Here is a 22,695-nt window from a genome sequence, read left to right on the forward strand (position 1 = left end):
GTGTGGCTGGACGGGGGGACGCGCGAGGGGAGGCCCGGAGGCCTCCCCTCGGCTGGGTGTTCAGGCGTGGGTCACGCCTGGATCTTGATGGCGCCGGAGATGATGTCGGCCTGGATCTTCTCCAGTTCGGCCTTCGTCTCGGGCGAGACCTTCGACTCGAAGTCGTGGAACGGAGCCAGGTAGGCGCCCTTGTTGGCCAAGGTGCCCACGTAGATCTCGTTGCTGAACTTGCCCTCCTTCGACGCCTTGATGGCCTCCATCACGGCGACGTCCATCGCCTTGCCGACCGAGGTGGTGATGACCGACTTGTAGGTGGGCTGGCTGACGTAGCCGTCGGTGTCGACCCAGATGGCTGCGACCTTGCCACCGCTGGCCTGGGCGACCTGCAGGCCACCCTCACCGGCGGGCCCGGCGACCGGCATGATCACGTCGGCGCCTTGGGAGACCAAGGTCTCACCGACGCGCTTGCCACCGGCGAGGTCCTCGAACGGGCTCTGGCCGGGGATGAACTGGCCGTCCTTGGTGTCGGAGTTCCAGCCGAGCACCTCGACCTTGGTGCCCTTCTGCTCGTTGTGGTACTTCACGCCCTGGGCGTAGCCCTCCATGAAGGCGGTCACGCTCGGGATCTTCATGCCGCCGTAGGTGCCGACCTTGCCGGTCTTCGTCAGCGATGCGGCCGCGTATCCGGCCAGGAAGGCGGGCTCGCCGGTGTTGAACACCAGGCCCTTGAGGTTGGCCGGGGCCGTGTTCTTGCCCGATTCGTCGGTGTAGGCGAAGTCGACGATCGCGAAGTCGATGTCGGGGTTGGCCGCGGCGGCCGCCTTGGTGGCGTCACCCAGGAGGAAGCCGACCGTCACGATGATGTCGCACTTGGACTTGACCATCTGCTCGATGTTCGGCGCGAAGTCGGACGTGGTCTTGGACTGTGCCTCGTTGGTCTGGATGCCCAGTTGCGCCTTGGCGTCGGTGAGCCCCTTGTGGGAGGTCTGGTTGAACGACTTGTCGTCGAAGCCGCCGGAGTCAGACACCATGCAGGCCTTGAAGTCGGCGGTGGCCGCCGTGGTCGCGGTGGCGCCGCCGGCCGTCGCGGCGGGGGCCGCCGTCTGCGCGGGGGGCGGAGTGGCGCAGCCGGCCAGCAACACGGCGGCGGCCAGACCGGTTCCGATGAGAGACTTCTTCACGTTATGCCTCCTAGGCACGCGTCTTTGAAGCCGGGGCGTGTGTTCCCGGACTGAGGGGGAGCATAACTCCGCTGGCACCTGCGCACGCGCGCTCCGGGCAGACTCCCTGCCGTTGATACCGCTTTGTGATCCACTTTCAACTGACCTGCCGGAGGAGCGCCTCTGCCGAGTCGATCATGCAGGTGGTCTCACGCTCCCAGTCGGGCTCCTGCCCCCGGTAGGGGCCGGTGGCGAGCGAGATGATCACCGCGGCAGCACGGAGGCGCAATTCGATGGGGTCGACGCGCTCGTCGAAGACCGGAACCCAGCTGCGCAACAGGTCGTGCACCCGCGCCTCCTGCTCCGCATTCATGCGCTGGATCGTCGACAGGTGGGCGATCAGGCAGGCGAGATCATCAGCACGGCGTCCGGGGCCAATGGTGTCGACATCCAAGACCCCGACGACGCGGCCGTCCGCCACGTGCACCTGGCCCTCATGGAAGTCGCCGTGGGTGGCCTCGTGCCCCGGCGGCAGCCCCGCGAGGCCCTCCCGGACTGCGCGGGCGAGGCGGTCGAGACGCTCCTCCTCGGCGGGGACGGCGGCGGCGACCATCCGGGCGTAGTGGTCGATCGAGTCCGCCCACGGCGGGCGGCGTTCGAGGTCGGCCACCGCCGCGGGCATCGCATCCAGCACCCCGATGAGGTCCTCGGCCGAGCAGGGCGCGACGCGGTCGAAGACGGCCCGGGCGAGGGGGCGTCCGGGCAGTTCCCCCAGGACCAGGAGGAAGTCGGCCGTCCCGGCCGCGATGCGCGGGGCCGGGACCCCGGCGTCCAGCAGGAGCTTGTGGCGGCGGGAGACATCGGCGAAGAGGCGCTCCCGGAGCACCTTCACGAAGAAGGTCTCCCCGCCGCGGACGGCGGCGCGCAGCACCGCACGCCGCCGAGGACGGTAGGTGATCATCTCGAGGTCGAGCTGGTCAGGGGTGATGGGTTCGAGGACGGCCTTGTAGGCGTTCAGCACCGCAGCCATGGACGAGGGATAGGCGGCCCGGGCCAGGCCAGGAAGGTCGGGGTCGTTGGGGTAGAGCCACACCGCGACCTCGCGATCGCCGTCGGCGAAGATCTCGGCCCGGCTGTCCGAGCCCGACAACCCGTGTGCCCGCGCGCTCACCCCCAGCAGCTCGTCGCGGCGACCATAGGGCCAGTCGACGATCGCCGAATAGGTCGCGGTGGTCGACTGGTTCGGGTTGGCGTCCACGTGGTCGAGGGTCCAGGCCACGAGCGTCCCTCCCGCATGGGTGACGGCGGCCTCGAGCAACCCGCCCACCCCTTCGGAGGTGAGCAGGGCCGCGCCGTCATCTCGTGGCATGCCGCACCCTCCCGTGACTCCCCTGTCTCGCGGGCAGGTTACTGGATCGGGTCGGTGGTCGCACCGGCTCCGACCCGCACCAGGCGCAGCCGCGCCGCACGGCGCCCGTCGAGCTCGGTCACGGTGAACTCGAACTCGAGAGGGGTGTCATCCCCTCCGCGCACCGGGTGCAGTGCGCGGGTCACGGTGTCCCCCACCTGGGGCAGGCGACCCAACTCGGCCATCACATAGCCCGCGACGGTGTCGTACGGCCCCTCGGGCAGGAGCAGGTAGAAGTGCTCCGCGAACTGCTCCAGCGTCATGAGCCCGTCCACCTCGTCGACACCGCCCCGTTCCAGCTCCGGCGCCTCCAGGTCGAACTCGTCGGTGATGTCGCCGATGAGTTCCTCCACGAGGTCCTCGATGGTGACGATGCCGGCCGTGCCGCCGTACTCGTCCTGGACGATGACCATGTGGTCGCCACCGGCCTGCATGACCGAGAGCGCGTGCAGGATGCGGACCGTCCCCGGCAACGCCTGGATGGGCCGGACCAGCTGGCTGACCTGCGCCTGGCGGGTGGCCGGGTCGAGGTCGAACAGGTCGCGCACGTGGAGGAAGCCCAGGACGTCGTCGACGTCCCGCCCGACCACGGGGTAACGCGAGTGCGCGCCGTCGGCGACGATGCGGATGGCCTTGTGGGCAGGCAGGTCACCATCGAGGAAGGCGACCTCGGTCCGCGGCACCATGGCCTCGCGCAGTGTCACCTGACCGGCGGCGAACACCTCGTCGACGATCTGACGCTCCTCGTCGCCGAGGGTGGCCGAACTGGAGACCATGGCGCGGAGCTCCTCGTCGGTGACCTCCTCGCGAGAGGCCCGGGGATCGCCGCCGAGCAGCCGCACGGCCACGTTGGTCGAGACGCCCAGGAACCAGATCACCGGCCGGGTGACGGCCGCGATGGCGTTGACGAAGGGGCCCAGCAGCAGCGCGAAGCTCTCGGCACGTTGCATGGCCAGGCGCTTGGCCGTGAGCTCGCCGAGCACGATCGAGAAGTAGGAGATCGCGAGCGTCACCAGGACCAGCGCGACGCTGCCGGCCGGGCCCTGGGGCAGGCCCCAACGGACCAGGACGGGGGCCAGCTCATTGGCCAGCGTGGCGCCACCGAACGAGGCGGCCAGGAAGCCCGACAGGGTGACGCCGATCTGGACCGCGGACAGGAACAGGTTCGGGTCCTCGGCGAGCCGCGCCACGGTCGCGCCCCGCTTTCCCTTGGTGGCCAGCCCCCGTACCTGGCTGTCGCGCAGCGACACCAGGGCCATCTCGGCGGCGGCGAAGACACCGCCGACCAGGATGAACAGGAGGATCAGCAGGATGTTCGACACGGTCGGACTCACCGGACCAGCGTACCGGCGCCTGCGCCGCCCACCGGACGGGGGCCGCTAGGGTGGCGACCATGGGAGTCGACGCCTCGATGGGCCAGCGCGTGGTGGCCGTGGTGGTGGCCTGGAATCGGCAGGAGTTGCTGTCCGAGACGCTGGCCGGGCTCGCCGCCCAGAACCGTCCGGCCGACGCCGTGGTCGTGATCGACAACGCCTCGACCGATGGCTCGGCCGCGCTCGCGGCGTCCCACCCGGTCGTCACCGAGGTGGTCGGCCTGCCGACGAACACGGGGGGCGCGGGTGGCTTCGCGGCCGGCATCGCCCGGGCCGTCGCACACCACGACGCCGAACTCGTCTGGGTCATGGACGACGACACGGTCCCCACCCCGGGAGCACTGGCTGCCCTGCTCACCGCACGGGTGCGCTACCCGGGGCGCGTCACCGTCGCCGCCTCGCGCGCTGACTGGCGCGATGGTCGCGAGCACCCGATGAACCGCCCTCGGCCCCGCCCGGGCGCGGGCCGCGTGGCCCGTGGTGCCGCCGCGATGGCGGAGGCGTACCCCATCCGGTCGGCGTCCTTCGTCTCGATCCTGATCGACGCCGAGGCGATCCGGCGCCATGGCCTGCCCGAGGCCGACTACTTCCTGTGGAACGACGACTTCGAGTACACCGCCCGGCTGCTGCGCAACGGCGTCGGCCTGTACGTGCCGGCCTCGCGGGTCCACCACCTGACCAAGGTGTTCGGCTCCTCCGACGCCGATCCGGGCGCCCGCTTCACGAACGAGGTCCGCAACAAGCTGTGGGTCTTCACCCGTTCCGATGCCCTGGGCCCGGCCGACCGCACGCTCTACGCGGGATCGACCGCCGTCCGCTGGGTCCGGATGCTGGCGCGCTCGTCCGACCGGGCCGCCCTGGTCGCGCATGGACGCCGCGGGCTGGCCCAGGGCGTCCGCGCTCCACGGCCCACCGTCGCGGTGCTGGCGGGCACTCCCGTCGCCGAGGACGTCCTCACCATCGAACGGGGCGCCGGCCGTGCCTGAAGCCACCGCCTCGACGCCGGGGACGCCCCCGTTCAGCGTCCTCCTGCCCGTCTACGGCCGCGACGACGCCACCTTCTTCGCACGGGCCATCGTGTCGGTGACGGTGGACCAGACCCTGCGGCCCGACGAACTCGTCATCGTGGTGGACGGACCCGTCCCCGCCTCGATCGGGGACGTCCTGCGCCGCGCCGAGGCCGGGGAACTGACGGCTGGCGTACCCGTCCGGGTGCTGGCGCTCCCGGACAACGTCGGACTCGCCCACGCCCTGGACGCCGGACTGGCGCACTGCACGCACGAGGTCGTCGCCCGCGCGGACGCCGACGATGTCTCGCTCCCCCAGCGCTTCGCCCGTCAGCTGCCGCTGATGGCCGGCGGGGTGGACCTGCTCTCCAGCACCATCGTGGAGTTCGAGTCCGACGAGTCCCGGCGGGGTCTGGCGCGGCGCTGGCCGTCCGATCCGGGCGAGATCGCCCGTCAGGCACGCCTCGCAGACCCGTTCAACCACCCCTCGGTCGTGTACCGACGGACGGCCGTCGCAGCCGCAGGTGGTTACCAGCACCTCGCTCGCCTCGAGGACTACTGGTTGTTCGTGCGGATGCTGGCCGCAGGGGCCCGGGCGACGAACGTGCCCGAACCGCTCGTGCTGTATCGAGTGGGCGCCGGCGCGTACCGCCGCCGCGGCGGCTGGGACTTGGCGCGCTCGGAATGGGTGCTGCAGCAGCGCATGCTCGCGATCGGCTTCACCACCCCGCGCCAGTTCCTCCGCAACGTCCTCGTGCGCATGCTGTGGCGCTTCGTGCCCCCGGCCGTGCGGCGGCCGCTCTACCGGGCCTTCACGCGCTGGCGCTGAGGGCCCGGGCGCCGGGGCTGGCAGTACCATTCGCCCGTGTTCGTCGCCCCGCCCACTCCCACCCAGCGCCGCTTCTTACCCGAGATCCAGGGCCTCCGGGCGCTCGCCGTGGGGCTGGTGGTGCTCTTCCACCTGTGGCCCGAGCGCCTGACTGGCGGCTTCGTCGGAGTGGACGTGTTCTTCGTCATCTCCGGCTTCCTGATCACCAGCCACCTCCGCCGCGAACTGGAGGAAACCGGCCACATCGGGCTGACCTTGTTCTACGCACGCCGGATGCGCCGCCTCCTACCGGCCAGTCTGGTCGTCCTGGCGGTCACCGGTGCAGCGGCACTCGCGATCCTGCCGCCGCAACTCGCCCGCGCCGCGGAGCGCGAGGTGATCGCCAGCACCCTGTACGTCGAGAACCTGTGGCTCGCGTCCCGCGCGGTGACCTACTCGGCATCCAACGACCTCGCCTCGCCGGTCCAGCACTACTGGTCGCTGTCCACCGAGGAGCAGTTCTACGCGGTGTGGCCGGCCTTGATCCTGCTCGGCGCATGGCTGGGACGCCGCTGGCTGCGGGGGCGCACCGAACTGGCGGTGGGCTTGGTGCTGGGGGTGCTCACGCTCGGCTCGTTGGCCCATTCGGTGGTGCTCACCGCAGTCGACCCTGCGGCCGCGTACTTCGTGACCACGACCCGGGTCTGGGAGTTCGCCGTGGGGGCCATGACCAGCTTCTTCCTGTCCCGATGGGCGCCTATCCGCGTGTTCGCGTTGGCATTGCGCTGGGTCGGCCTGGCCGTCATCGTCGCCACCGCACTGGCGATCAGCCGAGCCACCCCCTTCCCCGGCGCCGTGGCCCTCGTCCCGGTGCTCGGCACAGCCGCGGTGATCGTCGCCGGGGACACCGGACCGGGCGACCCCTTGGCGCGCTTGGACACGCTGCGCCCGATCCGCTGGCTGGGGGACGCGTCGTACTCGGTATACCTGTGGCACTGGCCGCTCATCGCACTCGTCCCGTTCGTCTCGGGCCACCCCCTCATCTGGCAGGAGAAGCTGGGGATCGTCCTGGCGACCGGTTTGCTGGCTGAGGCATCGCGGCGCTGGATCGAGCAGCCCTTCCTGACCGGACGCCTTCGCCGGGCCACCCCGGTCGCCACGTTCGCCGCGGCGGGCCTGGCGATGGCGGTCCTGGCCGTATCCGCGGCGGGCCATAGCTACTGGACGAAGCAAGCGGAGGATGCCGCGCGTCAGGCTCGGATCGAGGCACTGTCCACGAACCCTTGCCTCGGCGCGACGGCGGCCATGAACGTGGAGGTGTGCGGGAATCCGTTCTCGATCCCCCTCAACGCCCCGGTGACCGATTCGGACACCCCCTGGACGACCCCGCCGAACTGTGATCCCGGGTGCTGGGAGGGCTCCCGCCCGAACAAGGTCGTCGCGGTGGTGGGCGACTCGCACGCCCAAGTGCTGTACAGCGCCCTGGAGCCGGTGCTCGCCCCGCGTGGGTACGGGTTCGCCCTCTTCCTGAAGGGCGGGTGCCCCCTCAACCTCATCGGCTCCGACGTGTGGGGCGGGAAACCGCGCAACTCCGCCGAGTGTGGGGACTGGTCCGCGTCGGTGACCGAAGCGGTCCGCCAGCTCCAACCCGACCTGATCATCTCTTCCGCCTTTGTGGGGTCGACCTGGTCGGATCCCGCCGCCGGGAAGGCGGGCTACCTGCGCACCTGGTCCCAGCTCACCGAGGTTGCCCCCGTGGTGGTGATCCGCGACCACCCCACGACCGGGGGCGTGTGGGGCCCTGAGTGCCTGGCCCGACACAAGGGCGACCCGGATGCCTGCAGCCTGCCCCGCAGCACCGCCCTGCCGAACGACCTCGCCTTCGAGGCGGCCAGCGACGGCTCCCTGGCCAGGGTGTCACGCGTCGACCTGTCCGACCTGTTCTGCGACCCGACCCGCTGCCACGCGGTCGTCGGTGGGTTGCCGGTGTACTACGACAAGGATCACCTCACGGGAACGTTCTCCCGCTCGCTGGCCCCAGCCCTCGAGGCGCGCCTGAACCTTCCGTGACCAGACGGCTCAGGCACCGATCGCTAGCCGCTCGCTCGCGCCTGGACTGCCATCCACTCCGTCTGAAGCATCCGGAGTGCGTCCGCACGTCTCGCCTCGTCCACAACCTCGTCGCGGAGGTCGCGAAGCTGCTGCCAGTGCGCCCGCTCGCTGGCGGGCAGGAAGCGCCAAGCGGCATCCCTTGCCTTGCGCACCAGCCCGGAGTGGATCACGCGCTTCGCCACCGAGCGAAGCGCTGATCGCGAGGAGGCTGCGCCCTGCCAGGCGAGGTAGACCGCCCGGATCCCGGACTTGTCGCCGTCCCCCGACAGCGCCTCGAGCAGCGCACGGGCGGGCGGCGCCAGTGACGCCACCCACGGGCCTGCTGGGAAGTAACGGCGTAGGATCTCACTCAAGGAACTGCGGAGTTGCGGGGTGAGGTCGGGGGCGCCGTTCACGGCCTCGTCACCGATGAACTCGAACACCCAGTCGAGCATCTCGCCCCGCCAAGTCTCCAACCAGCCGTGCTGCCGCCACGTCTCCAGGATGACCCGCGTGATGTGGTGGTGCTCAAGCATCATCTTGGCCCGGTTCTCGTAGCGCGAGGCCATGAGCGACTGGGGGCGCGCCGCGCGATAGTAGTAGAGCTTGTCGGGGATCAAGGCTGTCCGGCGTGCCACCGGGTAGGCGGCGAAGTAGAACACCTGGTCCTCCCCGAAGGCCACCGACTCGTCGAAGCGCAGACCTTCGCGCAGCAGGAACTCGCGCCTGAAGGCGCTGCGCCACACGAACGGCCGTGAGGCCTCAGCGAACAGCAGCGCCGGTTCGAACCTCTCGAACGTCACCTTCCGGGGGCTCAGCGTCCGTTCCAGCCACGGGGTGGTATGGGCGACCGGGTGCACGTAGGCGCCAAACGTGATGATGTCCGCAGCGCTCTCGGCGTGCGTCGCCAGTACGGTCTCGCACGCCTTCCGGTGCAGGAAGTCATCCGAGTCGACGAACAGGACGAGATCCCCGGCCGCCGCAGCCAGCCCCGCGTTCCGCGCCGAGGACAGTCCGCCGTTCGGCTTGGTGACAACCTTGATGCGACTGTCGACCGCCGCAGCCATCTCCAGCAGGAGCGCACTGCGGTCGGTCGAGCCGTCATTCACACAGATGATCTCGATGTCCCGCTCGGTCTGGCTGCGCACCGACTCCAGGCAGACGGGAAGGTACTGCTCCACGTTGTAGACGGGGAGCACCACCGAGAGGCGCGGCATCAGCGGGCCAGCCCACCGAGGCGGCGACGGACGGCCCAGGCCAGGTCCTTGGGTGAAGCCATCCACATGATCCGCGCGGCCCGCGCCGGGAGGGAGTTCTGGCGGCGGTGTTGGGCATGGAATCGTGCCGGGGACAACAGGATCAACCTCAGCCCCGTGAGCTTCCACGGCTCGAACTCGCGCAGGTCGATGGTGCCGGCCTTCTGCTCGGCGAGGAAGACGTCCCGCGTCTTCGACAACAGTTCGAGCTTGTGCTTCTCCGCGACCCGTTCGTAGTTCCAGATGCACGAGTCGTACATCATCGCAGACTTCACCGTGGCGAACGTTTCGCGCAGGTCGGGGTGTTCATCCAGCCAGCGTCCAATCTCCGCATATTCGTTGAAGACGGCGTCCACCTTGCCCATCGAGTTCACCGAGGAGTTCTCGTTGTCCTGGCGATAGTGCACCAGCGGCTCGTACACGTAGGTGACGCGGCGGGCACACGCCCACACCTTGAAGGTGAAGCTCAGATCCTGAAACGACGCTCCAGGGCTCTCCAAGAACCTGATGCCGTGGTCGGTCAGGAACGATCGGCGGTAGATCGCCGACCAGATGGATGGCTTCACGTGGAAGATGTCGCTGTCCTCGGCAGGATCGATCACCTTGCCGCACAACTTGGGCCAGAAGGCCTCGTGAAGTTCGTTGCGCTCCTTGGGCGTGGACCAGTAGAGCCAGAAGTTGGCCTTCGCCACATCCACGTCGAGCGACGTGGCGGCAGCGTGGAGTTGGGCCAAGCCGGTCGGGTCCATGAAATCATCGGATTCGAGGATCGCGATGAACTCACCGCGCGCCTCGTCGAGCCCCCGGTTCATCGAGGCGCCGTAACCCGAATTGGGCTTGTCGATCACCCGAAAGCGGGGATCCGCCTGCACGTAACGCTCGATGATGTCGCGTGAGCCATCCGTGGACCCATCGTTGATGCAAATCACCTCGAAGTCCACGAAGGTCTGCGCGATCAGGCTTTGCAGGCACTCATCAAGGTATCGCTCGACGTTGTAGATCGGGACCAGAACCGAGATCGCCGGAGCGCCTTCTCCGTGCTGGGCGACCAGGGTGGTGGGCTCAACCATTCTTCTGCTCTCTTCTCACACTTCGTCCTTCACTCGCCACGCAGCATCGAGACGGCCGCGTGCACGTCTCCGTCGTGAATCATCTTCCCACGCCGTAGCAGGATGCCCCGCTCACACAGCGAGGCCACCATGTCGAGGTCGTGGCTCACAATCACAAGCGCCTTGCCGGACGCCTTCAGTTCGCGGATGCGAGCCAAGCACTTCTTTTGGAACGGTTCGTCGCCGACCGCGAGGATCTCGTCAACAAGGAAGACATCGGGGTCGGTGTGTACAGCCACCGCGAAGGCGAGGCGGAGGAACATGCCCGAGGAGTAGAACTTGACCTCGGTGTCGATGAACTCCTCGATCTCACTGAACGCGACGATGGCGTCGAAGCGCTCCGCGATCTGGCCCTCGGTCATGCCGAGGATCGCCCCGTTGAGGAACACGTTCTCGCGCCCCGTGAGGTCGGGATGAAAGCCGGCACCGACCTCGATGAGTCCGGCTACCTTGCCCTGGACGAGGATGTCCCCCCCGTCGGGGTTCATGACCCCCGAGATCAACTTGAGCAGCGTCGACTTGCCCGACCCGTTCAGCCCCAGCAGGGCAACGGCCTCGCCGTCCTCCACCGTGAACGACACGTGGTCGAGGGCGCGGAAGTGATCGGTGGTCGCCTCTCGGCGCCCCTTGACCTTGGCCACAATCCACTCCTTGAGGGAGTGTGTGTGCCGGATGTTGAACTCCTTCGACACGTCGTCGACGACGATGCGGCGGCGCTGCGCTGAGTCAATCGTCATGTCAGAGCTCCTGCGCAAAGCGCCCGTCCAGGCGCCGGAAGACGAGTTCGCCAACGACGAGCGTCACCACTGCGGTGCCACCGGCGATCAGCGAGAAGATCGGCAGGCCCGGAGGGTCGAGGTAATCCACCCCTCGTGTGGGCGCCCAGAAGCACCAGTGGAACAGTTCGATCGCCGGGGTCAGCGGGTTGAGCTGGTAGAGCGTCCACCCCGGGCCAGTGCCCAGCGCCTCGACGACATGCCTCCAGTGATACAGGACCGGGGACGTCCAGCTCACCATCATCGCGATCAGGTCGACGATGTTCTCGGCGTCCCGCACCATCACGTTGATCGCGCCGAAGAGCAGACCCAGCCCCAACGCGAGGACCGCGATGATCGCGAATCCGGCCACGCCGCCCAGCAACTGCAGCGGTCCCGGACGCCAGCCCACCAGGAAGGCGCCCAAAATCAGCACCACCAACTGGGGTACGAAGTGCACCGCCGCGACGTAGACGCTGGACACCGGGAAGAGTTGCCGGGGCAGGTAGATCTTCTTCACCAACGGGGTGTTGCCGACCACCGCGCGGGTGGCATTGCCGAATGCCTCGTTGAAGAAGTTGATCGCCACGATTCCCGAGAACAGGTACAGCGCGAAGTTCGGTACTGCCCTGTTCATCTGGAGGAACTCGCCCACCGCGAAGTAGAACACGGCGAACTGCACTGCCGGCTTCACATACGACCACACCATGCCCAGCACGGATCCTCGGTAGCGGACCCGCAACTCCTTGTGCACCAGCAACTTGAGCAGGTAGCGGTTGGTCAGAGCGTCCCAGAGGCCCCGTCCACCACCGGGCCGGTGCATGGCCTCTGTCGAGGTTGTCGCGCTCACGCGTCGATGCCCCCGCTCTGCAGGGGCGCGCCTTCCGAGAAGTGCGGCTTGATCTTGTTGTCGAACATGGCCAGCGCCGAGCCGATCGCCATGTGCATGTCCAGGTACTTGTACGTGCCCAGACGTCCACCGAACAGGACATTGGACTCCGTCTTGGCCTGGTCGCGGTACTTCAGCAGACCCGCACGGTCTGCGTCGGTGTTGATCGGGTAGTACGGCTCGTCGCCCTGCCCCGCGAAGCGGCTGTACTCGCGCATGATCACCGTGGCGTCCTTGGTGTAGTCGCGTTCGGGGTGGAAGTGGCGGAACTCGTGGATGCGGGTGAACGGGACGTCCGGATCCGGGTAGTTCATCACCGACGTGCCCTGGAAGTCCTCGATCGGGAGGACCTCCTCCTCCAAGTCGATGGTGCGCCAGCCGAGTTCACCCTCGCTGTAGTCGAAGTAACGGTCGACGGGACCGGTGTAGATGACCGGGACCTGCCCGACCGCGGCGGCCTTGCCGAACTCCGGGTCGGCGAAGAAGTCGGTGTCGAGCTTCACGGTGATACGGGGATTGTCCAGCATGCGCTCGAACCAAGCGGTGTACCCGTCGACCGGGAGCCCCTCATAGGTGTCGTTGAAATAGCGGTTGTCGTAGGTGTACCGCACCGGGAGACGGCTGATGATGGACGCCTCGAGCTTCTCGGGGTCCGTCTGCCACTGCTTCGCGGTGTAGTGCATGATGAACGCCTCGTACAGCGGGCGCCCGATCAGGGAGATGCCCTTCTCGACGAAGTTCGCGGGCTCCTTGTCCCCCAGTTCGGCCGCCTGCTCGGCGATCAGGGCCCGGGCCTCGGCCGGGGAGTAGGCAGCGCGGAAGAACTGGTTGATCGTGCCGAGGTTCACCGGCATCGGGTACACCTCACCCTTGTGGGACGTGTACACCTTGTGCTGGTAGTTGGTGAACGCGGTGAACCGGTTCACGTAGTTCCAGACGCGCTCGTTGCTGGTGTGGAAGAGGTGGGCCCCGTACCGGTGCACCTCGATGCCGCTGTTCGCCTCCTTCTCGGAGTACGCGTTGCCACCGATGTGGTTGCGCCGGTCGATGACGACGACGTTGAGGCCGAGTTCGTTCGCCGCTCGCTCGGCGACGGTCAATCCGAACAGTCCCGCCCCCACCACCAAGAGGTCTGCGTCCACGGGGTAACTCCGATCTGGTCGAGTGACCGGCTCCACGCCAGCCGCTGGGCATCTCACACTCCTGACCCAGCCTATCCGAGGGGAACCCACACCCCGCCTCCGGGTTGCGCATTTCTGCACCAGTCGGCCGCCTATCCTTCGGGCATGCGGATCGCACTCGCCCTCGGCTCCGGCGGAGCACGTGGCTACACGCACATCGGGGTCCTCCACGAACTCCGTGCGCGGGGGCACGAGGTGGTCGCGATCTCGGGCACCTCGATGGGCGCGATCGTGGGTGGCCTCGAGGCCGCGGAGAAGTTGGAGCCGTTCACCGAGTGGGTGTCGTCCCTGCGCCAGACCGACGTGTGGCGCCTCCTCGACCCGGCCCTCACCGGCCCCGGCGTGTTCTGGGGTCAGCGCGTGATGGACCGGGTGGCCGAGATCCTCGACGGAGCGCGGATCGAAGACCTCCCCGTCCCGTTCACCGCCGTGGCCACCGACCTGACCCACAGCCGTGAGGTGTGGTTCCAGCGGGGCTCGGTGGCCACCGCCATGCGTGCCTCGATCGGCATTCCCAGTGTCTTCACCCCGGTCGTGGTGGACGGCCGCCTGCTCGCCGACGGCAGCCTGCTGAACCCGGTGCCGGTCGATGCCCTGCTCGGCGTGCCGGCGGACCGCACCGTCGCCGTGTCACTGTCGGGACGTCGTGCGGCCGAACGGACCAGCACCCGCCCCGTCACCGCGGCCGCCGAGACGGAAGGCATGCTCGGTGAGCTGACCGAGCGCCTCCGCGGCATGCTGGAGTCCGACGCCGTGCGCGGCGTGCGACAGTGGTGGGCGCACCGCTTCGGGGAGGGCGATGAGATCGAGCCAGCCCCGGGGCCTCCACGCGACTTCGACTTCGAGAACCTGCCCAAGGGGCTGCGCACCTCGGACGTCGTGTCCCTGTCGCTGGAGACGACCGAACAACTCATCACCCGGTTCCGCATGGCCGCCAGCCCCCCGGACGTGTTCATCGAGTTTCCCCAGGACATCGCGTCCACCTTCGACTTCCACCGCGCCAAGGAGCTCATCGCGCGCGGGCGGGAGGCCGCGGCCGACGCATTCGACGCCGCCGGGCTCTGACACGGGCCCCGACCCCACGGGCGCCCCCGGTAGAGTCGGCGGCTGTGAGCGATTCGTCCCACTGGGTGCTGACCCTGCAGTGTCCTGACCGGCCCGGCATCGTCCATGCGGTGACAGGAGCCGTGGCCGCGGCCCAGGGCAACATCACCGAGCTGCAGCAGTTCAGTGCGGACTCCGGACAGTTCTTCATGCGGGTACAGGTCCAGTCGGGATTCGAGCGCAGTTCGTTCGAGGAGTCGGTCCGGCCCCTGGCCGCCTACCTGCAGGCCACGTGGCACCTCGACGAGGTCGGACGCCACCGTCGCACGCTCATCCTCGCCAGCAAGGCCGCCCACTGCCTGAACGACCTCCTGTTCCGCCAGCGCTCCGGCCTCCTGCCCATCAATGTCTGCGGCGTGATGGCCAACCACGCCGACCTGCGCCCTCTGGCCACCTTCTACGGGGTTCCGTTCAGCGAGCACGTCGTGCTCCCCGAGACCAAGGCCGAGTTCGAGCGCGCCGTCCTGGACCGGATCGAGGCCGAGGACGTCGAGTTGGTGGTGCTGGCCCGGTACATGCAGATCCTCTCCCCCGAACTGTGCGCCTCGCTGGAGGGTCGGGCGATCAACATCCACCACTCCTTCCTGCCCGGGTTCAAGGGCGCCAACCCGTATCGCCAGGCACACGACAGGGGCGTGAAGCTGATCGGCGCCACCGCGCACTTCGTCACCGAGGACCTGGACGAGGGCCCGATCGTGGAGCAGAACGTCACGCGCGTCGACCACACCAAGACGGTCCCCGAACTCGTCGCGCTGGGGCAGGAGCAGGAGAGCCGCACCCTCGCCGAAGCGGTTCGCCTGTACGCCGAGCACCGGGTGTTCCTGGACGGACATCGCACGGTCATCTTCCGCTGACGACACCGGTGAGACGCTGCGCTCACTGGGGGTCTGTGGCGCCACACCCTCAGCGCCGGTCGTTGAATAATACAACGTCTTCAGCGTCGAGATACTCGACATCAACATTCATCACGGAATCACAACGATTGCCCTGCGAGGCCTCACCGAGTGTTGACGACCAGTGCGACACCCGCACTACTGTGCGGCTGCCAGCCAATCGCCGGCTCTGACCAACGGAGGTTCCATGTCCGACCCCACCGCGCCAAAGCCGAAGATCTCGGAGGAGGCGTTCATCGAGGTGCAGAACTCTGAGGAGTTCGACCGACTGCGCAAGACGTTCCGCGGCTTCGCCTTCCCGATGACGATCGCCTTCCTCGTGTGGTACTTCGCCTACGTCCTCGCATCCGTGTACGCCAAGGACTTCATGTCCCAGCCGATCTTCGGCCTCCAGAACTTCAACGTGGGCCACTTCCTGGGCCTCATGCAGTTCGTCACGACCTTCCTCATCACGTGGCTGTACCTGCGCCACGCCCGCACCAAGGTCGACCCCATCGCCAACGACATCCGTGAGCGCCTGGAAGGAGCCGCGAAGTGACCCAGCTCGGCAGCCCGATCTTCAACATCGTCATCTTCGCCCTCTTCGTGGTCGCCACCCTGACCGTCGTCATCCGGGTGACCGCGAACCAGTCCAAGGCCGCCGGGTCGTTCTACACCGGTGGGGCGTCCTTCTCCGGGACCCAGAACGGCATCGCCATCGCCGGCGACTACCTGTCGGCCGCCTCGTTCCTCGGCATCGCCGGCGCCATCGCCTTCAACGGCTACGACGGCCTGCTGTACTCCATCGGCTTCCTCGTCGCCTGGCTCGTCGCCCTGCTGCTCGTCGCCGAGCCGCTGCGCAACACCGGCAAGTACACGATGGCCGACGTGCTCAGCTTCCGCATGCAGCAGAAGCCCGTCCGCCTGGCAGCCGCCTTCTCGACCCTGGCGATCTCCTTCTTCTACCTGCTCGCCCAGATGGCCGGCGCGGGTGGCCTCGTGTCCCTGCTGCTGGGGCTCAACGGTGAGCTGGCGCAGAACGTCGTCATCATCATCGTGGGTGTCCTGATGATCGCCTACGTCCTCATCGGCGGCATGAAGGGCACGACCTGGGTCCAGATGATCAAGGCCGTCCTGCTCATCGCCGGCGCCGGCCTCATGACCATCTGGGTGCTCGCCCTGTTCGGTTTCAACTTCGACGCGGTGATGGGCGAGGCCGTCCGGGTCAACAACCACCCGCAGATGCTCGCCCCCGGCGACAAGTACAAGGACCCGCTGGGCTTCATCTCCCTGTCCATCGCCCTCGTGCTGGGCACCGCGGGCCTGCCGCACGTGCTGATGCGCTTCTACACGGTTCCCACCGCCAAGGCCGCCCGGAAGTCGGTGACGTGGGCCATCGCCCTCATCGGCGCGTTCTACCTGTTCACCCTGGTCCTGGGCTACGGCGCCGCGTCCATCGTGGAGGGCGGCCAGGCAGCGATCAACGCGATGCCCGGCAAGGCGAATGCCGCCGCCCCGGCGCTGGCGTTCTACCTGCCCGGCGGCGGTCTCGGCGGCACGATCTTCCTGGCCATCATCGCGGGCGTGGCGTTCGCCACGATCCTCGCGGTGGTCGCCGGCCTGACGATCACCTCGTCGGCCTCCTTCGCGCACGACATCTACAACTCGGTGATGAAGGACGGCAAGGCCGACCCCGTCGCCGAGATGAAGGTCGCGCGCTACACCGTGCTCGTCATCGGCGCGCTGGCCATCTTCGGTGGCATCTTCGCCAAGAGCATGAACATCGCGTTCCTGGTGGCGCTCGCGTTCGCCGTCGCCGCGTCCGCGAACCTGCCGTCCATCCTGTACTCGCTGTACTGGAAGCGGTTCAACACCCAGGGCTCGCTGTGGTCGATCTACTCCGGCCTCATCAGCTCGCTCGTCCTGATCATCTTCTCCCCCGCGGTCTCGACGCCCCTGGGCGCCGCCAAGCCGCTGGCGAGCGCGATGTTCCCGAACTCGAGCTTCGCCTGGTTCCCGTACGACAACCCGGCCATCGTGTCGGTCCCGCTCGCCTTCTTCATGGGCTGGCTGGGGACGGTCCTGTCCAAGGAGGTGCCGGACCTGGGCAAGGCCGCCGAGATGGAGGTTCGCTCCATGACCGGTGCCGGTGCCGACGGGGCGCTCGCCCACTGAGCCCTTCGCCCACCACACGCCACCGGGGCCCATCGGACAGCTGTCCGATGGGCCCCGGTGGGGTGTGTCGCCGTTGCGGGCGAGCTGCGTCCCGGACCGTCAGTCGCGGCCCTGCCAGGTGCACACGCAGGCCTCATTGCCGTCGGCGTCCGCGAGCGTGGTGAACGCGGGGGCGTTCGCGTCGGACACCACTCGCCCTCCGGACGCCAACGCCGCAGCGATGCGTTGCTCGGCGACGTCGTGCGCGACCGTCACGTCCAGGTGGATCCGGTTGCGGACGGGACGCGGCACGCCCAACTGTTGGAACCAGACGCCGGGGCCGATCCGCTGCGGATCGACGAGCGCCCGGTCGCCGTCAGGTTCATAGCCGAGCACGGCCGCCCAGAAGGGCAGGATCGCGCCGGCATCCATCGTGTCGATCGCGATCTCCAACTCGGTGAGGGCCGTCGGGACAGGCCGTCCCCCGCGCTGGTGGACCAGCACGGACACCCGGTTGGCCAGGTGCACGTCGACGCCGGTGACGGCGTCCATCTCGTACGAGCCCACCGCGAGGTGCACGCGCTCGCGCCGCAGGTCGACCTCCAGATGGTGGTCCATGGCCTCGGCGACCTCGGCCACGGCCGAGACGAAGGCTGCAGCCCCGGCGAAGGAGGACCAGTCGACGGTGAGGTGCAGGCGACCGAGGAGGTAGCGCCAGCCGGGAGCCGCAGCGCTCGCCTCCTGGCTCGACAGCTCCACGAACTCCGGCGTGGGTGTCGGCGCGGCGGGCCACTCGTCCGGCTCCTCGATCTCGTCCCACCCCACGAACGTCCACCCCGACTCGGGGTCCCCATCCAACGTCACCACGGTCGTGTTGCCGAGGCGGCGTCCGACCACCTCGGCCAGGTCGATGCCCTGCACCCGCGCGGCGATCCACATCCGCAGCGCCGCACCGTGGCTGACCAGCAGCGCCGCCTCGTGCCCGGCGGCCGCGACCTCGGCGATGGCGGCGTCGTAGCGGGCGAAGAAGGCGTCCGCGTCCTCCCCTCCGGGGACGCTCGCGGTGGGGTTGCCCTCTCCCCAGGACTTGAGCGCCCCGATGTAGCGGTCCCAGAGCGGGGACATCTCGTCGTCCCCCGCCTGGATCTCGCGCAACCCGCCGAGGATCCCCACCTCGAGCCCGCGATCGGCGGCCAGCGGGGCGAGCGTCTGCTGGGTGCGGACGAGGTCGGAGGCGTACACGGCGTCGATGCGGTGGCCGGCGAGGCGCCCGACGAGGGTGCGGGCCTGTTCGCGGCCCGTCGCGTCGAGGTCGGCCCCGGGAATCGCCGTGTCGAGGAGGCGTGCCACGTTGCTGGGAGTGCGACCGTGGCGGACGAGGTAGAGGCGCATGGAACCACCCTAGATCTCGGCGTCCAACGGCTGGTGGACAGGCCGTCCCGAGGTGTGGCGCCGAGGCCGTGGGTGCTAGGTTCGGGGATGCACAGGGTCAGCCCCGAAGCCGTCTCAAAGTGGAGGAATCATGAGCAATGCCCCCGTCAAGGTTGCCGTCACCGGCGCCGCAGGCCAGATCGGCTACAGCCTGCTGTTCCGCATCGCCAGCGGCGCGCTGCTGGGCCCGGACACCCCCATCGAACTCCGCCTGCTGGAGATCACCCCGGCCCTGAAGGCCCTCGAGGGTGTCGTGATGGAGCTGGACGACTGCGCCTTCCCGACGCTGGCCGGCGTCGAGATCGGCGATGACCCGACCAAGGTCTTCGAGGGCGCGAACCTCGCCATGCTGGTCGGCGCCCGCCCCCGGACCGCCGGCATGGAGCGCGGCGACCTGCTGTCGGCCAACGGCGCGATCTTCACGGCCCAGGGCAAGGCCCTCAACGACGTGGCCGCCGATGACATCAAGGTCCTCGTCACCGGCAACCCGGCCAACACGAACGCCCTCATCGCGATGAGCAACGCCCCCGACATCCCCCAGGAGCGCTTCAACGCCCTCACGCGCCTGGACCACAACCGCGCCATCTCGCAGCTGGCGGCCAAGCTCGGCGTGCCCGTCACCGAGATCAAGAAGATGACGATCTGGGGCAACCACTCCGCCACGCAGTACCCCGACCTGTTCAACACCGAGGTCAACGGCAAGTCCGCCGCCGAGCTGGTCAACGACCAGGCCTGGCTGGAGAACGACTTCATCCCCACCGTCGCCAAGCGCGGCGCCGCGATCATCGCCGCCCGCGGGTCGTCGTCGGCCGCATCGGCCGCCAACGCGACCATCGAGCACATGCGCGACTGGGTCCTCGGCACCCCGGATGGCGACTGGGTCTCCATGGCCGTTCCCTCGGACGGCTCCTACGGCGTCCAGGAGGGCATCATCTCGTCCTTCCCCTGCGTCGTGAAGAACGGGGCGTACGAGATCGTCCAGGGCCTCGACGTCAACGAGTTCTCGCGCTCCAGGATCGACGCCTCGGTCGCCGAGCTGGTCGAGGAGCAGGCTGCGGTCAAGGAACTCGGGCTCATCTGACCCGAACCCGGACGCCCGGGACCCGGCAGAGGCCGCCCTCCCCCACCGGGGAGGGCGGCCTCGTCGTTGCCGGGTCAGCGGTGCTGGTCGTCGAGGGCGTCCAGCGCCCTGCGCATCTCATCGACGTCGAAGTCGGCGGCGGGCCACTGCGGCGCAAGGTCCTCCAGGGTGCGCGTGACGATCTCGGTCACGGCGAGGCGGGAATACCACTTCTTGTCGGCGGGCACGACGTACCAGGGCGCGTGGTCGGTCGAGGTGTACCTGAACACGTCCTCGTAGGCCGCCTGGAACGCCGACCACTTGCCCCGGGTCCTGATGTCCCCCGGGTTGAACTTCCAGTGCTTGTCGGGGCGGTCCAGGCGCTTCCGGAGGCGTCCGCCCTGTTCCTCCCAGGACACCATGAGCGCCACCTTGATGATCGTCGTGCCCGCGTCGACGCGCCTCTTCTCCCAGGCGTTGATCTCCTCGTACCGGGGACGCCACACCTTCTCGGGCACCAGCCCGTCGACGCGCACGACGAGGACGTCCTCGTAGTGGCTCCGGTCGAACACACCGAGCCTTCCCGCCGGCGGCAGCTCCCGCTCGATGCGCCAGAGGAAGTGGTGGGCGAGTTCTTCCTGGGTCGGGACGCCGAAGGACGCCGTCTCCACGCCCTGGGGGTCGACCATGCCCATCACGTGGCGGACGATCCCCCCCTTCCCCGCTGTGTCCAGCCCCTGGAGCACGAGCAACACCGAGCGGGAGCCGCCGGCGCGCCCCTCGGCGAAGAGTCGCTCCTGCAACTCGGACATCTGCTCGCCCCGGCGCTTCATGAAGTGCTCGCCCTCGGCCCTGTCACCGCCCCAGCCCGGGTGCCCGTTGCGGTCGAAGGAGGCCAGGTCGAAGTCCGGGCCCGCCCGCAGCGCCTCGCGCGGGTCCTGGGTCCAAGATTTCTTGTGGGATGTCATGGGGAACCCTCCTCGCGTGGCGGCGTGATGATCCCCTCAACCTACACAAGGAGGGACGCGCCTGCCGGGCCGCCCCGCACCGTCGTCCGGCGTGCCTCCGCCGAAGGACCCACGTCGCTCGTTCAGCGGCTCACCGGGGTGATGGGGAGCAGGTGCTTGCCGGTGGGGCCGATCTGGATCTCGGTGTCCATCTGGGGGCACACGCCGCAGTCGTAGCACGGCGTCCACCGGCAGTCCTCGACCGGCTGCTCGTCGAGGGCGTCCTGCCAGTCCTCCCACAGCCAGTCGCGGTCGAGGCCGGAGTCCAGGTGGTCCCAGGGGAGCACCTCGGCGTACTCGCGCTCACGCGTGGTGTACCAGTCGAGGTCGACCCCGGTGCCGGCCAGCGCGGTCTCACACGCGGCGACCCAGCGGTCGTAGCTGAAGTGTTCGCTCCACCCGTCGAACTGGCCGCCCCGGCGCCAGACCTCCTCGATCACCGCGCCGACGCGGCGGTCCCCGCGCGACAGCAGCCCCTCGATGATGCCGGGCCGCCCGTCGTGGTACCGCATGCCGATCGCCCGGCCGTACTTCTTGTCGGAGCGGATCTTGTCACGCAGCGCGAACAGCCGCTGGTCGATGGTCTCGGCTGAGGCCTGTGCGGCCCACTGGAACGGCGTGTGCGGCTTCGGCACGAACCCACCGATGGACACGGTGCAGCGGATGTCGCGCGTGCCCGCGGCCTGGCGTCCGGTCTCGATGACCCGAGCGGCCATGTCGGCGATGGCCAGCACGTCCTCGTCCGTCTCGGTCGGCAATCCGCACATGAAGTAGAGCTTCACGTTGCGCCAGCCGTTGCCGAAGGCGGTCGCCACCGTCTGGATCAGGTCGTCCTCGGTGACCATCTTGTTGATGACCTTGCGCATCCGCTCCGAACCGCCCTCCGGCGCGAACGTGAGGCCCGAGCGTCGGCCGTTGCGGGACAGTTCGTTGGCCAGGTCGATGTTGAACGCGTCCACGCGGGTCGAGGGCAACGACAGCGACACATTGGTGCCGTCGTAACGATCGGCCAGTTCCTTGGTCACCTCGGCGATCTCGGAGTGGTCCGCCGAACTCAGCGACAGCAGGCCGACCTCCTCCAGGCCCGTCGCCTGGAGGCCGCCGGCGACCATGGTGCCGATGGTCTCGATGTTCCGCTCACGGACGGGACGCGTGATCATGCCCGCCTGGCAGAAGCGGCAACCGCGCGTGCAGCCGCGGAAGATCTCCACCGAGTAGCGCTCGTGGACGGTCTCGGCGATGGGGACGATCGGCGCCTTGGGGTAGGGCCAGGCGTCGAGGTCCATCAGCGTGTGCTTCGCGACGCTGAACGGGACGCCCGGACGGTTCGGCGCGACGCGTTGGATCCGCCCGTCCGGGAGGTAGGTCACGTCGTAGAAGCGGGGGACGTACACCACCCCGTCGGACGCCAGGCGCAGCAGCAGGCCGTCGCGGCCACCCTCGCGTCCGTCCGCCTTCCACTGCCGGATGATCTCGCTGACGCGCAGGGACGCCTCCTCACCGTCGCCGACCACGGCGGCGTCGATGAAGGACGCGATGGGCTCCGGGTTGAACGCCGCGTGCCCGCCGGCGATGACGATCGGGTCGTCGATGGTCCGATCCTCGGCGTGCAGGGGGATGCCGGACAGGTCGATGGCCGCGAGCATGTTGGTGTACGTGAGCTCGGTCGAGAACGAGAGGCCGAGCACGTCGAACGCGCGCACGGGCCGGTGGTTGTCGAGCGTGAACTGCGGGATCCCCGCCGTCCGCATCATCCCGGCCAGGTCGGGCCAGATGGCGTACGTGCGCTCGGCCAGCAGCCAGTCGCGCTCGTTGAGGATCTCGTACAGGATCGCGACGCCCTGGTTCGGCTGCCCGATCTCGTAGGCGTCGGGATACATGAGGGCCCAACGGACCTCGGTGTCGTCCCACTCCTTGCTGATGGAGTTGACCTCACCGCCGACGTACTGGATCGGCTTGCTCGCGCGCGCGAGCAGCGGCTCGAGCCGGGGGAACAGCGAGTCGGGGCTGGTGCGCGCGTCAACAGTCAT

The 22,695-nt window shown here is 68.7% G+C and carries 19 protein-coding genes; 8 read left to right on the top strand and 11 right to left on the bottom strand.

The genetic code is table 11. The annotated features are described in order from the left end of the window. Positions 1–71: 71 nt before the first annotated feature. The 3 genes from AC5YDA_RS09425 to AC5YDA_RS09435 form a co-directional block, all read right to left on the bottom strand. Positions 72–1,181 (bottom strand): BMP family lipoprotein, encoded by a 1,110-nt coding sequence (locus AC5YDA_RS09425; RefSeq protein WP_496189123.1) that lies wholly within the window; start codon positions 1,179–1,181, stop codon positions 72–74. A gap of 136 nt (positions 1,182–1,317) precedes the next feature. Further along, a complete protein-coding gene (locus AC5YDA_RS09430) occupies positions 1,318–2,529 on the bottom strand; it encodes an aminoglycoside phosphotransferase family protein (protein ID WP_496189124.1) in 1,212 nt (403 codons plus the stop codon). A gap of 38 nt (positions 2,530–2,567) precedes the next feature. After that, on the bottom strand, positions 2,568–3,902 hold the full coding sequence (locus AC5YDA_RS09435) for a hemolysin family protein (protein WP_496189125.1): 1,335 nt from the start codon (positions 3,900–3,902) through the stop codon (positions 2,568–2,570). 59 nt (positions 3,903–3,961) lie between these two features. Here AC5YDA_RS09435 and AC5YDA_RS09440 point away from each other — a divergent pair, with 59 nt between their 5' ends. From AC5YDA_RS09440 to AC5YDA_RS09450, 3 genes are read left to right on the top strand one after another with little or no spacing between them, the layout of a single operon-like run. Further along, the gene (locus AC5YDA_RS09440) at positions 3,962–4,927 is read left to right on the top strand and encodes a glycosyltransferase (RefSeq protein ID WP_496189126.1); all 966 of its coding nucleotides are present in this window, start codon (positions 3,962–3,964) and stop codon (positions 4,925–4,927) included. Next, complete coding sequence (locus AC5YDA_RS09445) at positions 4,920–5,777, top strand: glycosyltransferase (protein WP_496189127.1); 858 nt, start codon at positions 4,920–4,922, stop codon at positions 5,775–5,777. The genes AC5YDA_RS09440 and AC5YDA_RS09445 overlap by 8 nt, the downstream gene beginning before the upstream one ends. Before the next feature lie 36 nt (positions 5,778–5,813). After that, positions 5,814–7,826 (top strand): acyltransferase family protein, encoded by a 2,013-nt coding sequence (locus AC5YDA_RS09450; RefSeq protein WP_496189128.1) that lies wholly within the window; start codon positions 5,814–5,816, stop codon positions 7,824–7,826. Between the two features lie 23 nt (positions 7,827–7,849). Here AC5YDA_RS09450 and AC5YDA_RS09455 read toward each other — a convergent pair whose 3' ends face one another. The 5 genes from AC5YDA_RS09455 to glf are packed head-to-tail and all read right to left on the bottom strand — an operon-like array spanning position 7,850 to position 12,998. Then, positions 7,850–9,064, bottom strand: a complete 1,215-nt coding sequence (locus AC5YDA_RS09455; protein WP_496189129.1) for a glycosyltransferase family 2 protein — start codon at positions 9,062–9,064, stop codon at positions 7,850–7,852. Then, positions 9,064–10,173, bottom strand: a complete 1,110-nt coding sequence (locus AC5YDA_RS09460; protein ID WP_496192936.1) for a glycosyltransferase — start codon at positions 10,171–10,173, stop codon at positions 9,064–9,066. Before AC5YDA_RS09460 ends, AC5YDA_RS09455 begins: the two co-directional genes overlap by 1 nt. Positions 10,174–10,202: 29 nt before the next feature. Beyond that, positions 10,203–10,949 (bottom strand): ABC transporter ATP-binding protein, encoded by a 747-nt coding sequence (locus AC5YDA_RS09465; protein ID WP_496189131.1) that lies wholly within the window; start codon positions 10,947–10,949, stop codon positions 10,203–10,205. 1 nt (position 10,950) lies between these two features. Then, positions 10,951–11,817, bottom strand: a complete 867-nt coding sequence (locus AC5YDA_RS09470; protein ID WP_496189132.1) for an ABC transporter permease — start codon at positions 11,815–11,817, stop codon at positions 10,951–10,953. Next, a complete protein-coding gene (gene glf, locus AC5YDA_RS09475; RefSeq protein ID WP_496192937.1) occupies positions 11,814–12,998 on the bottom strand; it encodes a UDP-galactopyranose mutase in 1,185 nt (394 codons plus the stop codon). Before glf ends, AC5YDA_RS09470 begins: the two co-directional genes overlap by 4 nt. A 144-nt stretch (positions 12,999–13,142) precedes the next feature. On the opposite strand from glf, the gene AC5YDA_RS09480 reads away from it, so the two are divergent. The 4 genes from AC5YDA_RS09480 to AC5YDA_RS09495 all read left to right on the top strand — a co-directional run bounded on the left by AC5YDA_RS09480 (position 13,143) and on the right by AC5YDA_RS09495 (position 17,188). Continuing rightward, positions 13,143–14,102, top strand: coding sequence for a patatin-like phospholipase family protein (locus AC5YDA_RS09480; RefSeq protein ID WP_496189134.1), 960 nt, complete (start codon positions 13,143–13,145; stop codon positions 14,100–14,102). Between the two features lie 44 nt (positions 14,103–14,146). Beyond that, positions 14,147–14,995, top strand: coding sequence for a formyltetrahydrofolate deformylase (purU, locus tag AC5YDA_RS09485; RefSeq protein ID WP_496189135.1), 849 nt, complete (start codon positions 14,147–14,149; stop codon positions 14,993–14,995). A gap of 226 nt (positions 14,996–15,221) precedes the next feature. Beyond that, on the top strand, positions 15,222–15,572 hold the full coding sequence (locus AC5YDA_RS09490; protein ID WP_496189136.1) for a DUF485 domain-containing protein: 351 nt from the start codon (positions 15,222–15,224) through the stop codon (positions 15,570–15,572). Further along, positions 15,569–17,188: a monocarboxylic acid transporter gene (locus tag AC5YDA_RS09495; protein WP_496189137.1), complete on the top strand. Its 1,620-nt coding sequence runs from the start codon at positions 15,569–15,571 to the stop codon at positions 17,186–17,188. The genes AC5YDA_RS09490 and AC5YDA_RS09495 overlap by 4 nt, the downstream gene beginning before the upstream one ends. A 99-nt stretch (positions 17,189–17,287) precedes the next feature. Here AC5YDA_RS09495 and AC5YDA_RS09500 read toward each other — a convergent pair whose 3' ends face one another. Continuing rightward, entirely contained in the window at positions 17,288–18,559 is a 1,272-nt protein-coding gene (locus tag AC5YDA_RS09500; RefSeq protein WP_496189138.1) for a histidine phosphatase family protein, read from the bottom strand. A gap of 130 nt (positions 18,560–18,689) precedes the next feature. Here AC5YDA_RS09500 and AC5YDA_RS09505 point away from each other — a divergent pair, with 130 nt between their 5' ends. Then, positions 18,690–19,679 (top strand): malate dehydrogenase, encoded by a 990-nt coding sequence (locus tag AC5YDA_RS09505; protein ID WP_496189139.1) that lies wholly within the window; start codon positions 18,690–18,692, stop codon positions 19,677–19,679. A gap of 74 nt (positions 19,680–19,753) precedes the next feature. On the opposite strand, the gene AC5YDA_RS09510 is transcribed toward AC5YDA_RS09505, so the two are convergent. Both AC5YDA_RS09510 and AC5YDA_RS09515 read right to left on the bottom strand, forming a co-directional pair. Then, entirely contained in the window at positions 19,754–20,626 is an 873-nt protein-coding gene (locus AC5YDA_RS09510) for a PPK2 family polyphosphate kinase (RefSeq protein ID WP_496189140.1), read from the bottom strand. A gap of 122 nt (positions 20,627–20,748) precedes the next feature. Beyond that, positions 20,749–22,695, bottom strand: a complete 1,947-nt coding sequence (locus tag AC5YDA_RS09515) for a TIGR03960 family B12-binding radical SAM protein (RefSeq protein ID WP_496189141.1) — start codon at positions 22,693–22,695, stop codon at positions 20,749–20,751.

This window comes from Propioniciclava sp. LT294 (assembly GCF_059516005.1).

Bases quoted from the DNA above. Each gene is read 5' to 3' on its own strand.
- AC5YDA_RS09430 (WP_496189124.1), bottom strand. From the start codon at position 2,529: ATGCCACGAGATGACGGCGCGGCCCTGCTCACCTCCGAAGGGGTGGGC.
- AC5YDA_RS09440 (WP_496189126.1), top strand. From the start codon at position 3,962: ATGGGAGTCGACGCCTCGATGGGCCAGCGCGTGGTGGCCGTGGTGGTG.
- AC5YDA_RS09455 (WP_496189129.1), bottom strand. From the start codon at position 9,064: ATGCCGCGCCTCTCGGTGGTGCTCCCCGTCTACAACGTGGAGCAGTAC.
- AC5YDA_RS09460 (WP_496192936.1), bottom strand. From the start codon at position 10,173: ATGGTTGAGCCCACCACCCTGGTCGCCCAGCACGGAGAAGGCGCTCCG.
- AC5YDA_RS09465 (WP_496189131.1), bottom strand. From the start codon at position 10,949: ATGACGATTGACTCAGCGCAGCGCCGCCGCATCGTCGTCGACGACGTG.
- AC5YDA_RS09480 (WP_496189134.1), top strand. From the start codon at position 13,143: ATGCGGATCGCACTCGCCCTCGGCTCCGGCGGAGCACGTGGCTACACG.
- AC5YDA_RS09490 (WP_496189136.1), top strand. From the start codon at position 15,222: ATGTCCGACCCCACCGCGCCAAAGCCGAAGATCTCGGAGGAGGCGTTC.
- AC5YDA_RS09500 (WP_496189138.1), bottom strand. From the start codon at position 18,559: ATGCGCCTCTACCTCGTCCGCCACGGTCGCACTCCCAGCAACGTGGCA.
- AC5YDA_RS09505 (WP_496189139.1), top strand. From the start codon at position 18,690: ATGAGCAATGCCCCCGTCAAGGTTGCCGTCACCGGCGCCGCAGGCCAG.
- AC5YDA_RS09510 (WP_496189140.1), bottom strand. From the start codon at position 20,626: ATGACATCCCACAAGAAATCTTGGACCCAGGACCCGCGCGAGGCGCTG.
- AC5YDA_RS09515 (WP_496189141.1), bottom strand. From the start codon at position 22,695: ATGACTGTTGACGCGCGCACCAGCCCCGACTCGCTGTTCCCCCGGCTC.